Origin of the sequence: Otoolea muris (assembly GCF_943193115.1) — a bacterium.
In the GTDB taxonomy this organism is placed as follows: Bacteria; Bacillota; Clostridia; order Lachnospirales; family Lachnospiraceae; genus Otoolea; species Otoolea muris.
Genome location: NZ_CALPCY010000002.1, coordinates 179,927 through 192,406, shown reverse-complemented (window position 1 = coordinate 192,406; position 12,480 = coordinate 179,927). Strand labels below are relative to the sequence as shown.

The 12,480-nt window shown below is 51.2% G+C and carries 18 protein-coding genes; all 18 read left to right on the top strand.

The annotated features are described in order from the left end of the window. The 18 genes from NFS31_RS02835 (at nucleotide 1) to NFS31_RS02750 (ending at nucleotide 12,479) form a co-directional block, all read left to right on the top strand. Nucleotides 1-363 (top strand): hypothetical protein, encoded by a 363-nt coding sequence (locus tag NFS31_RS02835; protein ID WP_251491376.1) that lies wholly within the window; start codon nucleotides 1-3, stop codon nucleotides 361-363. A 92-nt stretch (nucleotides 364-455) separates the two neighbouring features. Then, nucleotides 456-1,046: a hypothetical protein gene (locus NFS31_RS02830; protein WP_251491372.1), complete on the top strand. Its 591-nt coding sequence runs from the start codon at nucleotides 456-458 to the stop codon at nucleotides 1,044-1,046. A 2-nt stretch (nucleotides 1,047-1,048) separates the two neighbouring features. Further along, complete coding sequence (locus NFS31_RS02825) at nucleotides 1,049-1,774, top strand: putative HNHc nuclease (protein ID WP_251491369.1); 726 nt, start codon at nucleotides 1,049-1,051, stop codon at nucleotides 1,772-1,774. Then, the gene (locus tag NFS31_RS02820) at nucleotides 1,758-2,198 is read left to right on the top strand and encodes a hypothetical protein (protein WP_251491366.1); all 441 of its coding nucleotides are present in this window, start codon (nucleotides 1,758-1,760) and stop codon (nucleotides 2,196-2,198) included. Before NFS31_RS02825 ends, NFS31_RS02820 begins: the two co-directional genes overlap by 17 nt. A 61-nt stretch (nucleotides 2,199-2,259) precedes the next feature. Beyond that, on the top strand, nucleotides 2,260-3,000 hold the full coding sequence (locus NFS31_RS02815; RefSeq protein WP_251491364.1) for a hypothetical protein: 741 nt from the start codon (nucleotides 2,260-2,262) through the stop codon (nucleotides 2,998-3,000). A 177-nt stretch (nucleotides 3,001-3,177) separates the two neighbouring features. Next, a complete protein-coding gene (locus NFS31_RS02810; RefSeq protein ID WP_251491362.1) occupies nucleotides 3,178-4,218 on the top strand; it encodes a hypothetical protein in 1,041 nt (346 codons plus the stop codon). Then, nucleotides 4,215-5,366 (top strand): hypothetical protein, encoded by a 1,152-nt coding sequence (locus NFS31_RS02805; protein ID WP_251491360.1) that lies wholly within the window; start codon nucleotides 4,215-4,217, stop codon nucleotides 5,364-5,366. The genes NFS31_RS02810 and NFS31_RS02805 overlap by 4 nt, the downstream gene beginning before the upstream one ends. 103 nt (nucleotides 5,367-5,469) lie before the next feature. Beyond that, nucleotides 5,470-6,273 carry a DNA adenine methylase gene (locus NFS31_RS02800; protein WP_251491358.1) on the top strand — a complete coding sequence of 268 codons (804 nt, stop codon included), beginning with the start codon at nucleotides 5,470-5,472 and terminating at the stop codon, nucleotides 6,271-6,273. 11 nt (nucleotides 6,274-6,284) lie between these two features. After that, a complete protein-coding gene (locus NFS31_RS02795) occupies nucleotides 6,285-6,470 on the top strand; it encodes a hypothetical protein (protein WP_251491357.1) in 186 nt (61 codons plus the stop codon). A 109-nt stretch (nucleotides 6,471-6,579) separates the two neighbouring features. Then, on the top strand, nucleotides 6,580-6,783 hold the full coding sequence (locus tag NFS31_RS02790; protein WP_251491355.1) for a hypothetical protein: 204 nt from the start codon (nucleotides 6,580-6,582) through the stop codon (nucleotides 6,781-6,783). A 172-nt stretch (nucleotides 6,784-6,955) separates the two neighbouring features. Beyond that, nucleotides 6,956-7,165, top strand: coding sequence for a hypothetical protein (locus tag NFS31_RS02785; RefSeq protein WP_251491353.1), 210 nt, complete (start codon nucleotides 6,956-6,958; stop codon nucleotides 7,163-7,165). Next, complete coding sequence (locus NFS31_RS02780) at nucleotides 7,131-7,538, top strand: hypothetical protein (protein ID WP_251491351.1); 408 nt, start codon at nucleotides 7,131-7,133, stop codon at nucleotides 7,536-7,538. The genes NFS31_RS02785 and NFS31_RS02780 overlap by 35 nt, the downstream gene beginning before the upstream one ends. After that, nucleotides 7,539-8,114 (top strand): hypothetical protein, encoded by a 576-nt coding sequence (locus NFS31_RS02775; protein ID WP_251491349.1) that lies wholly within the window; start codon nucleotides 7,539-7,541, stop codon nucleotides 8,112-8,114. A gap of 171 nt (nucleotides 8,115-8,285) precedes the next feature. After that, nucleotides 8,286-8,576, top strand: coding sequence for a hypothetical protein (locus NFS31_RS02770; protein WP_251491346.1), 291 nt, complete (start codon nucleotides 8,286-8,288; stop codon nucleotides 8,574-8,576). Between the two features lie 13 nt (nucleotides 8,577-8,589). Then, a complete protein-coding gene (locus tag NFS31_RS02765) occupies nucleotides 8,590-8,997 on the top strand; it encodes a hypothetical protein (protein WP_251491344.1) in 408 nt (135 codons plus the stop codon). A gap of 550 nt (nucleotides 8,998-9,547) precedes the next feature. Then, a complete protein-coding gene (locus NFS31_RS02760; RefSeq protein ID WP_251491342.1) occupies nucleotides 9,548-9,745 on the top strand; it encodes a chemotaxis protein in 198 nt (65 codons plus the stop codon). Nucleotides 9,746-10,070: 325 nt separating this feature from the next. Next, entirely contained in the window at nucleotides 10,071-10,622 is a 552-nt protein-coding gene (locus NFS31_RS02755) for a DNA-packaging protein (protein WP_160306215.1), read from the top strand. Nucleotides 10,623-10,652: 30 nt separating this feature from the next. Next, a complete protein-coding gene (locus NFS31_RS02750) occupies nucleotides 10,653-12,479 on the top strand; it encodes a terminase gpA endonuclease subunit (RefSeq protein WP_251491340.1) in 1,827 nt (608 codons plus the stop codon). Nucleotide 12,480: the final 1 nt, after the last annotated feature.

Here is a 12,480-nt window from a genome sequence, read left to right as displayed (position 1 = left end):
ATGACACTTGAAATGGCGATTGAGAAATATGAGAGGAAAAGGGAGCGCAGCGCGCGCCGGATGGAAGCTTACAGGAGGCTTGCAGGTTGGCTCCGGGAGCTGGAAGGATTAAGAAGCGGGGGGAGATGGATCCCGGTTGAGGAGGCATCTCCCGCAGGCCATGAAACATATAACATCACCTACGGGAACAGGACAGGCCTGCACTGCGATTCGGCTGTTTATAACCCGTCGCTTAAAAAGTGGTTCTGGGATGAGTCGGAGGAAACAGAGGTAGCGCGCCGTATCTATGCCTGGCGTCCGTTGCCGGAGCCGTACCGTCCTCCGGCGTACAGCATGGCAGCAGGTGAGGGAGAGGGGGAATGAGAAGATGAGCTATTACAGAGTCTGCCCCAGGTGCGGGGCAAACCTGGATCCGGAAGAGAAATGTGACTGCCGGAAGGAAAGGGAGGAGTGAATTGACGCAGAAAGAGAAAATTCAGATTCTCTTAATGGCAATCGAAACCAACATGGATCTTGCAGAGGGGCAGCGGGATATCATCCAGAAGTCGCTGACAGAAGGGCAGATGAAGATTGCGCAGGCGGAGGAAGCATATGAAAAGGCGGTAAAACCGTACCATTATTTCCCTGTGGAGCTGGTAAAAGAGGGCTTTGCATTCTGGAACCGCGGCGGTTTTTCGGAGAAGGAGATGAAGGGGGAAGCGGCTGTGGCAGCAGGCTGGGATCTGAGGCCCTTAAAGGTGATACGGACGATGAAGGAGCGCAATGGCCGCCATACGCAATGCCTGGTGTATCAGGGCTGCCTTCTGGCCGGGGCGGAGATCCTGCCGGGAGGGAACGAGTTTTTAAGCCTGTATCAGATCGTGGGCTTTGTCTGCCGGGAGAGCGGCTGCGAAGCGAAATGCCAGCGTCTTATTATGTCAACGCCGAAGACAACAGAATCTAAGATAGCAGTACCGGATTCCCGGCCCTATGGGAAGCTCCTGGAGGTCGCCGCGCGCATGGCGGGGACATCAGATAATGTTTCTTTAGAGTATGGGGTGTGGTAATCATGTATCATGTAACGGCAGAGATCAGGCGTGTGGCGGAGGAAGGGGACGGGACCCGCCTGGAAATCCGGGTTGATACGCCGCTTTCTGGGCTTATAAAGGAGCGGCATATTACGCATATTGCGGTCGGCCTGGAGGATGGGCGGCATATCACGCCGCTGCAGCTCCGCAAGGCGCATGCCATGATCCGCGATATCAGCGAACACACGGGCTATCCCCCGGAGGCGATGAAGCAGATCATGAAGATTGAACACATGATGCGCATCGGGGATTATGAGTATTTTTCGCTTGGGACATGTTCTGTCACGACAGCCCGGGAATTTATCAATACTTTGATGGAGTATGCCCTGCGGGAGGGAATTATCCTGGATGAGGAGGGGCTGAAGCGGACAGATGATATCAACACCTACCTCCTCCAGTGCATCCGTTACCGGAGATGCTGCGTCTGCGGGCGGGATGCGGATATCCATCATGTGGACGCCATCGGCATGGGCAACGACCGGCGCAGGTATGACGACAGCGCCCATCAGATATGCGCGCTGTGCCGGATCCATCATGGCATGGCGCATCAGATGGGCTGGCCCCGCTTCCAGGCCATGTACAAGGTCTATGGGATCCGGAAGTACCAGACAGAGGAAGCGGGGGACAGCGGCAGACGCCAGGGCAGGTATGGCGGCCCGGGGGAGGTTTGCGGGAAAGGAGGGAATACCGGTGGCAATTACATTTGACAGCATTGGAAATGGGGAATTGGCCGCGATGTTCCAGATGGAGCTGGCAAAGATAGGAAAGAACATTCTGGATCCGAACACGGATCCGGAGGCAGTCCGCAGTATGAGCATAAATATCCGGTTTAAGCCGGGGAAAAACGGGACGATTGCGTCGGTCTATGACATTAAGTCAAAGCTGGCCGGCCCTAAAAAGTCGGAAACCGTATTTTTGATAGGGCAGGACGCACATACGGGGCGGATTGAGATGTCAGAGTATGGCAGCAGCCGGATCCAGGTGGCGGCTTATGAACCTGTTCCGCCAGTGTCCGGGATGGAAGGGCCTGAACAGATGGTACAGGCCCCGGAGTTTGACCGGGAGACAGGCGAGATATTCCATAGTTCCGGAAAGCCGCTGGATTTACGGCGGATGGCAGCAGGACGGTAGGGATTCTTCCCGGACAGGGAGGACGACGATGAAGTTATTTTCACAGAAGGAGAGTAAAAGAATGGAAGGATTAAAGGAAGCGTTACAGTATACGGCTGAGCTGGCGAGGCAGAATGAAAAGACGGAGATAGTTGAGATCTGCGGGAAGACCTATGCAAACCGCAGTCTGACCCGGTATGACAGCGCAGAAAAGGCGAGAGCAGTGGAAGCGTCCACGTTATCAGCGATGGTTGATTATATCGAAAACCTGAGCGATGAATTTCCGGAGGGCCGGAAGATGATGATACATATCGTAAATCCGAAGGAGGTGCGCCTGATGTCTTCTCTGGATGAGGAGAGGAGCAGGGAGACGCTGTTTATTTCACAGGCTGAAACTTCGGAATACCAGTTTGGCAAATGGTATGATCAGGAGAATTTCATGATTGCCCTGCAGGCAAATTTCCAGCCGAACGATGATCTGGCGGCTGTGATGCGGATGGCCGGGAATATCGATAAAAAGAACGGCCAGACCTATTCCGACGACGGGGTGAGCCAGGTAGCGACCATCACAGTAGGCGTGGCGTCAAAGGCAGACGCGCTGGTACCGAATCCGGTGGAGCTGGTGCCATACCGGACCTTCCAGGAGGTAGAGCAGCCGGCAGGCAAATTCGTCTTCCGTATCGGGGATAAGGATGATCCGGCCTTTAAGATTGTGGAGGCCGAAGGCGGCATATGGAAGAATGAGGCGATTGAGCATATCAAGGAGTATTTCCAGAAGCATATACCTGAAACGCTGTCCGGGCGGATAGTAGTAATTGGGTAGGAAAAAGAAACCGGCCTCCTAAGCGGCAGTTAATATATCACGAAACCTTTAAATGCCATTGGGTGAAATGGGGCGGAGGGCAGAAAACGGCCTTCTGTCCCTTATGAAAGGCTGAAAAGAACGGCAGTTCAGGCAATATGAGCTGTTGCGGGAAAGAGAAAGGCAGGTACAGGCCGCATGACTACATATATCGATTTACTCAACTCCTTTTATGCTAGGCTCCAGTGCAGCCATATCACGAATAATGGGCAATTGCTGTATTATACCCTGCTGGCGATTAATAATAAGGCTGGCTGGGCAGAGTGGTTTCCCCGGACGAATGTGAGCATTAGCAGCATGATGAGAATCAGTGAGAAGACGTTTTTAAACGCGAGGGAAGAGCTCATACAGCTTGGATTGATTCGTGTCATTGCATCGAAAAAGAGGGGCGAGTGTACAAGATATCATATTGTGGATCCGGCAGGCAGCAGAGAGGCGGCCTGTGCGGGCGCCTGCGCGGAGAAAGTGCGGCCGTCTGAGCAGCACGCAGGGATTACGGCGGAAGCTGTCTCTGAGGCAGAACGGAGCGCTGCTCCGTCATCGGCGTGCGTTGCAGAGGAGAAAATGGCGTACAGTACAGAGGCGAAAGAGGATACATTGGAGATTCCGGCGCAGGATTCCGTACAAACTTCAGCACAAAGTACCGCACAAACTCCAGCACAAAGTACAGTACAAACTCCAGCACAAAGTACAGTACAAACTCCAGACATAATAAGACTAAGACTAAAAGACAATAAAAAGAGTATGTCTAACGACATACCAGAAAAGCCGCCGGAACCGAAATACGGGGCCGGTTCCTTTGAGCTGCGCTGTGTAGAACGTCTGATTGATTCCCTGAGACGGCAGTACCCAGGAGCAAAGACACCTGAAACGGCTGCATCCAGGGAGAAATGGGCGGATGAGATCGAGCGCATGAAGCGCCTGGATAAGCGCAGCGAGGAGGAGATTCTGGAGGCGCTGGAGTATGCAACTACGAATCCTTTCTGGCAGTGCAATATCCGGAGCGCAAAAAAGCTGAGGGAAAAGTGTGAGACCTTAATCCTTCAGGCCAGAGGGAGACAGGGGCAGCAGGGGAAAGCCCCGCCTAAAAATCGGTTTCACAACCTGGAGGAGCATGGCTATGACTATGACGCGATGGTCTGGGACATGATGGGAATGAGAGGGAGTGAGGTGAAATGAAAATGCAGGATCATGCGATAACGTTCCAGGAGCAGCAGGACAGGGAGATGGGATTGTTGTCTCCGGAAGGTAGCCTGGAGGGCGCGGAGGCATGTATTTCCCAATGCCTGAAGGAGGCGGCCCGCAATGTGATAGCGGTGGGGTATTACCTGAAACACATCCGGGATAACCGGCTTTTTGAAGCGGCGGGATATCAAAATATCTGGGAGTATGCCCGGGAACGGTATGGGTTCAGCATGTCCACTGCCTCCCGGTACATGTCCCGGAATGATAAGTTTTCCGCAGGGGGCAACAGTCCGGTTCTGGATGAACGCTACAGGGGTTACGGAAAAGCGCAGCTTCAGGAGATGCTGAGCCTGGATGAAGAGCAGATGGAAAGGATTACGCCGGATATGACTGTCCAGCAAATACGTGAGTTGCGCAGAGAAAAGGAGGTTCCGTATGTAGAGATTCCGGGCCAGATGAATATCGCAGATTTCCCCGCCGTACTGCCGCAGGAGAACGGCGAGGAAGCGAAGGAGGCAGAGCTGTTCCCGATACTGCAGCCAGGCAGAGCGACGCTTTGTATCAGCGATATTTGCGGCGAATGTAAAGAAGACGAGGGCGGGACAGTTGCGACGCCGCAATTTGAAACAGGTGAGGAAGCGGAACCTGTTTTCGCAGAGGTATGCGTTGACACTTGTTTAAGCCAGCCAATAAAGGGATACACGGATGCAGGGCCGGCAGAGTACAGCAGGGAGATTTTGGACGGTATAATTCAGGACGAAAAGGAGACGCTGGCGCTTATGGGGGATTACTGGAGGGAACATATGGCCGATACGTATACCGCCCATGCGATGATGTTAAGGGCTTATGAGAACCTTCTGGAGGAACATGACAGGCAGAACGAAGCAGAAGATTGTGAGGACTGTCCGGAAATAGAGGCGGGGCAGCAGGAGCCGTACGTAATACGGTTTACAACCTGCAAAAATGCGGAGCTTTCAGTGCAGGTATCAGAAAAGATGAAAGAGGACTTCAGGCAATGCATCCGGGGCATGGAGGAGCTGAACGAAGAAATAAAGGATTGCGAAGCCTGTAGTTGGTGGGGAAAGAATATTGGACACATCGGCCTTTGCGAAATAATGGCACGATGGGGGACGATAAAGTGAGGCGGGAAAGGGAAGGGGATGAAACCGGGTATATCGCCAAGATTAAAGACCTGCTCGCTGAATGCCAGCATATGGCAGCGTATGGAGAGGAGGCCGGGGCTGAATGAAAACACTCCTGCAATACCCTGGCGGGAAGAAACGGATTGCCTCCTGGATCGTGTCCCAAATGCCGGAGCATCACAGCTACCTGGAGCCGTATTTCGGAGGCGGGGCGGTTTTGTTTGAAAAGCTTATGGCGCCCATCGAAACCATAAATGACCTGGACGGGGATGTGGTGAATTTCTTCCGGGTGGTTCGGGATGAGGAGAGCCGGAGGAAGCTTGTGGACTGGCTGAGGTATACACCGTATGCCCGGGAGGCGTATGAGGAGAGTTTTAAGCGGCAGCCTCGGGATGAGATAGAGCGGGCCGGGTATTTTGCAGTCCGCTCCATGCAGAGCCACGGGTTCCGGCTGAATGAAAACTGTGGGTGGAAAAAGGATGTCCACGGCCGGGAAGCGGGGTATGCGCTCCGCAATTGGAACCGGCTCCCGGAATCACTCGGAGAGACAGCCGCCCGGCTTAAGCAGGTGCAGATCGAGAACCGGCCGGCGCTGGAGCTGATAAAGGCATTTAACCACGAAAATGTGCTGATATACGCGGATCCGCCCTATGTGCTTTCTACCCGCAGCCGGAAGCAGTACCGGCATGAGATGACGGATGAGGAACACAGGGAACTCCTGGAGGAGCTGTGCCGCAGCCAGGCGATGATAATGCTGTCAGGCTATGACTGCGAGCTGTACAGCGAGTATCTGAGCGGATGGAGGAAAGTACAGACGATGGCGAGGACGCAGAGCGGCGACAGGAGGGTGGAAACATTGTGGATGAATTTTGAGCAGACGGAGCGGCAGATGAGCATGAAGGTCTGAGGAGGAACAGAATGAAACTGGATGAACTATATAACCAGTCCCTGAAGGAGGCGCTGGAGAAAATGGAGCTTGTGGAAATGAAGGTCCATACAGACGATGGGGGCGGCATAAAAGCCATAGAGCTTAAATATACATGCGGGAACCAAAAACAGGAGCCGGAACAGAAGCCGAAAAGAGCTTTATATCCCTATTTTTGACAGGAATGTAGATTGGCGTCAGGAAGGAGATAAGGATGGGTAAATTTGGCTACATGAAACCGGGGGATACGGTTTATTGTATCAGCGGGGATGAGGATACAGGGGAGGATTGCAGCGGCTATTTATTCATGGCCTGTGTAATGGATATGTGATTGTATGTCCGGAATATTCGGGCCTGGAAAATGACTTTGCCGGCCAGCTTCAGGAGATGTGTATTGAGAGTATGGAGGAAAACGGTATTGATGTATACATTTTTCCGGAGGATAAGGTCTGCGTGAGCGCTGACGATGCAGCAAAACAGTTGAGGCAGTAAGGATGAGGCTATTGTTTGTTGCCAGCATAAAATATATTTTAATTGTTATTTTATGGCAGGCATTGGAGCTGATATTTTACGGGGTTGTACAGCACAGGATCGTTGACGATATTATAGGGATTATTCTTTTTTGGTACATTTATCAGTGTGAAAGCAGGGGGTTACAAAGAAAATGACAGACACGGAAGTCGTGGAAAGCCTTCATAATGCATGGGTGGCATTAGCAAAGCAATATAATAATTATCATGATGAGGGCGTAAGGTGTGGGATGAACCTGCTTGCAAAAGTGATTGGAAAAGTAAGATCTGAGGTTGAAGAGTCTCACAGGCAAAAGCAGATAACAATGGATGAATGGATTGCCATATTACAGAAAGGAATTTAAAGGAGATATGGAGCGACTGACAATAAGCGGAACGAAAGAAGCAAAGCCCGATGTCACAATCAGAGAGGCGCTTAATAAACTGGCTGAATACGAAGACTTAGAGGAGCAGGGGAAACTGCTGGAACTGCCTTGTGCGGTGGGAGATAGATCTTTCGTTGTATGGCAGAAAAAGGGACAAAATCCAATACGGAAAATGGAATTAAAGAAAATAGAGATACACGAAAGCAAGAGAAAGGTGTATCAAATGGAATTTACTGGAAATAAAGGTTGCTGGTTCAAATTTCATGATGATGATTTTGGCAAGACCGTATTCCTCACCAGAGAAGAAGCCGAATCCGCGTTGAAAGCAGAGAGAAAAGGAGGCGATGCATGAGTGCGGGTTTTAGTAGCCTGCGAGGAATCGCAGGCAGTCACAAAAGAACTGCGCAGGCTGGGCCATGAGGCTTACTCCTGCGACATAGAGCCCTGTTCAGGCGGGCATCCGGAGCGGCACTTACAGCAGGACGTAACACAGCTTCTGAAAATCAGATGGGATATGGTTATCGCTTTCCCTCCATGTACCGATCTGGCTGTATCCGGGGCAAGGTATTTTGAACAGAAAAGAAAGGATGGACGCCAGCAGAAAAGTATTGAGTTTTTTATGATGTTTGCGAATTGTGGCTGCCCGAAGACAGCAATCGAAAACCCGGTGGGGATTATGTCCGGTATATACCGGAAACCTGATCAGATCATCCAGCCATGGCAGTTTGGACACGGCGAAACAAAAAGGACATGCCTGTGGTTAAAGGGCCTTCCGAAGCTGAAGCCTGTGGATATTGTCCCGGGCAGGGAACAAAGGATATGGAAAATGCCGCCGGGTAAGGACAGGGCGAAAACGCGGAGTAAGACGTATCCCGGCATCGCAAAAGCCATGGCCGAACAGTGGGCGGGTAAGAATGCCCAGGCTTAAAAAGGAGGCGCCGGCCAGGGTTTTCTCCTGGCCGGCATGGGTATGAAAAAGTTTATATGAAAGGTTTGCCCCTGTTGAAGATTACTATACAGGGGAAATGTGATAAAAGATTGTCCGGGAGATAAAGGATTTCTGAAATGCCTTACAAATTCCTGACAGAAAAAGGAAGTGATGGAAATAAGTTTAGAAAAGGTGAAGTATCTTCATGCGCTCGCAAATGGCGCGGTTACGCAGGAGGAGGTGGCGCATTGCCGGAGGAACGTCCGGATCGGGGACGTCTTCCGGGTGAGGGATGTCCGGAGAGGTAGCGGCACGCGGAAGGATGTCCGCCCGGTTATACGTAAGAGCCGGGTGACAGGAAAATATAAGCATCTGGTGACATTGGACTGCGGGCATTCTGTAACCTATGTACAGATTGCCCTGTATTACAGGCAGAACAGAAATGGCAGATACATAAAGTAAGGAGGCGGGGCCGATGCAGATGACAAGGGAGCGGCTGGAAGGGTATCAGAAGGTTATAAAAGAAATAAAAATCCTGCGCCTTGAGCTGGATGATATGATCACTACAGATTCCGGCCTGGGGCACAGCGTTATTTTTGATTACCGGGACGGCTTTCCGAGGCCGCAGGCTGTGGTCGGCTTCGACGGTGAGCGCTATGACAGGAAGCGCCGGCAGCTTGACAAGAAGGAGGCAGAGGCAGCAGGCGTCCGGGAGTGGATTGAGGAAATTGAGGATGCTGTGGTCAGGCAGGTGTTTAAGCTGTATTACATAGACGGATGCGGATGGACAGAGGTGGCAAAACGGATGGGATATAGAGGGAATCCGGATTATCCCCGATTGTACATAAGGGACAGATATTTCAAGATGAATAATATAAAATAAATATCGGAAATATCGTTTATATCGGAAATATCGTTTTACAATATAATCGAAGCCGAAGGCGTTGGCTGGAGGCTTATCCACATAGCATTTCCTTTTGGAGAGCGCCTGGCTGTTGCTGGGCGTTTTCTAATGCATACGCTTGTTTCACATTGCTGGCCGCATGAAATTCAGGGCGGCCGGCCCCTCCTTTAAATAATCTGAAATAATTATACATAAGATGTTGACATATGGTACACCATATGATATAATTAATTTATAAGGAGGTGAGAAAAGGATGACAAAACGTCGAAGTCGTAAGAAAAAGAAAAGTCCTGTCAACTGGATTGAAATAGCGGTTCAATTCCTGACAGGACTCATCACAGGGATTATCTTACTGATAATCGACAAGCTATGGAAACCATAGCAAGTGGGAGGGCGAAAGCCCTTCCTTGATACAAGAATAACACAAATTGTCATCATACACAACAATGAAAATAGCAATTATAGCAGTAATATCAATAACCGCCGGATTTATCGGGCGTTCTGTTTACAGAAAATGGAGGGACAGGAAATGCCAGTAGGAAGCCCTAAGCCGCAAACAATTGCAACAAAGAAATATGAAGAAAAGGCCGGATGGATCTCCAAGTCCTACAAACTCAAACGGGAGCTGGTTGAACGGTTTGCCGCTGCATGCCAGGAAGCAGGAATCAGCCAGGCCGCCCAACTGACCAAAATGATGAATGAGTTTATTGAGCAGCAGAAGAAATGAATGAGCATGAAAGGGGCCACAGTGTGGGCCTCTTTTCTTTACGCAAAATGCAGAACAGGAAGATGAGACAATTCGTCTTTTTTAGTTTAGTCAGATAAAAAGATGAGGCTATTGGCAAACAATAAAAACGCAGTCCCCCATTAACACACGAACCATGAGCAAAGCAAGGTACTTCCCAGGGGGCGCCCCGCACTGCGGGGCGGGGAAGGCGCAGTGCTTTTCTCTTTTTGAAAAAATTTTTCAGGGTACTTCCTTCCGCTTTTATAGGGCCTTATAAAGGGCTGCGGGGGAGCGCGGCCGGACAGCGGAAAGGAGCGATGGGAGCATGGTAGTTAATCAGAAGGAATTGGCCCAGTGCCTTGGAATATCAAGCCGCAGAGTCCGCGCGCTCCGGCAGGAGGGGCTGTTCCAGACTATCGAAAAGGGCCGCGGATATCAGTTGGAAATCTGTGTTCAGGAGTACATCGAATACAAGACCAATGCGGAACTGGGGAGGAGTGCATCGATCTCTAAGGAAAAGGTACAGGCAGAGCACGAGGAGGTGAAGAAACAGATCTCACTTCTCAAGCTGCGCAAGCTTCGGAGAGAACTGCATGAGGCGGCGGATGTGGAATATTACCTGTCTGATATGCTGGTTCGTTTTAAGAACCGCTTATTAGCTCTTCCCTCCAAGATTGCGCTGGAGACGGCCGGAGAGACAGACATAAACCGGATTATCCAGGTGATTCAGCGAAATCTCCTTGACACACTGGAGGAGTTATCAGGGTATGAGCCGGACGAGATTGACCGGGACAATCGTTATGATAAGGGGGAAGACAGCGAAGAGGATGGGAATGAGGAGGAAGATGAAGACGAGGAAGACGATGAAAGCGGATGATAACGGATGAGCCAGAGGAGTCGCTCCCGGGTGAAGACAAAACGGCTGTTCCAGCGGACGATGAAACGGCTTTTACTGCGGCCGGAGGAGCTGACGGTCAGCCAGTGGGCGGAAAAATACCGGGTGCTGGATGATTCCAGCAATATCTCCGGAAAATGGTCCAACAGCGTTACGCCGTATCTGGTGGGGATTATGGATGCGTTTAACGATCCGTATGTGCGGGAAATGTATCTGTGCAAAGGCTCCCAGCTCGGCGGCACAGAGGCGCTGATTAATATCCTGTGTTATCTGATCTCTGAGGATCCGGGGCCGGCCATGATTGTGTATCCGTCCGATGATCTGGCAAAAGATATTTCCAATGATAAGCTGAAGCCGGCTTTCCGGCTGGTTCCCCAGATCCGGAAGCAGTTTTATGAGAACAGCTCAAAGGAGCTGCGTTTAAAGTTTAAGACCATGGTACTGTATTTAAGGGGCTCCGGTTCCCCGGCAAAGCTGGCGTCAAAGGCGATTAAATATCTGTTCTTTGACGAGATTGACAAGATGGGAGGCGCTTCCAAAAAGGAGGCGTCTCCCTATAATCTTGCCATGGAACGGATCAAGACCTATAAATCCCAGAGCAAGGTATACGCCTGTTCCACCCCGACGTTAAAGACTAACTATATCTGGAACCTGCATGATAATGCGGATGAGGTGCGCCATTACTTTGTGCCCTGCCCTCATTGTGGGGAGATGATAGAGCTCCTGTTTAACCAGGTTAAATTTGTGAAGGATGAAGAGAAAAAGCTGAGCCCCTACGACAGGGCCAAGACCTCAGTCTATGTATGCCAGGAATGCGGCTGCGTGATTCCGGACGGTGAGAAGCCCAGGATGCTGCGGGAGGGAACATGGAAGACAGTGAAAAAGCGGGGAGTGGGAAGACCGAAAAGCATCGGCTTTTGGATCAGCTCTCTTTACAGCATTTTTATCACCTGGGCTGATGCGGCGGAGGAATATCTGAAATCAAAGGATGATCCGGAGCTTCTTCAGAACTTTGTAAACTCCTGGCTGGCGGAGCCATGGGAGGATACAAAGCTTAAGACAACAGCGGATTTGGTGATGGAGAGGCAGACCGATCTCCCGGAGATGGTGGTGCCGTCCTGGTGCCGGATCCTTACAGGCGGCGTGGATGTGCAGGAGACATGCCTGTATTACAGCATCCGGGCATTTGGGGAATTTACGACCAGCCAGAACGTCATTCATGGCCAGGCGCTTTCATTCAGGGAGATTGAGGAGGTTATGAATGCAGAGTGGGAGAGGGAAGACGGAGGGCGGATGATTGTAAACCTTGCGTTAATTGATTCCGGGTACCAGCCGGACGATACCTATGACTTTTGCGTGGACAATGCGGAATGGGCGCTTCCGTGCAAGGGGGCGAGTAATCCGATGAGGGATCGCTATAAGATCAGCAAAGTGGACCGTGTGAATTCCAGGGCTGACGGGATGCAGCTTGTTATTATCGACGGAGACAAATATAAAGATACTATCGCCTCCCGGATGCAGAGGAAAAACGGGAGAGGAAGCTGGATGGTATACAAAGGCTGTGATTCGGAATATGCCAGCCAGGTGACGTCAGAACACAAAGTTCTGGAACGTTCGGCCAACGGGACAAAGCGGATGAAATGGAAGAAAAAGCAGAGTCATGGGGATAACCATTATCTGGACTGCGAGGTATACGCCATGGCGGCCGCAGAAATCCTGGGAGTGAGAAGGCTTCACCTGCAGGGGAAAGAGGATGGCGAAGCAGAGCCGGAAGCACTGCCGGCCAAAGAGCCGGAAACGCCGGAGGAGGAGTGGCTCCGGGAGAAAGAATGGCTATAGG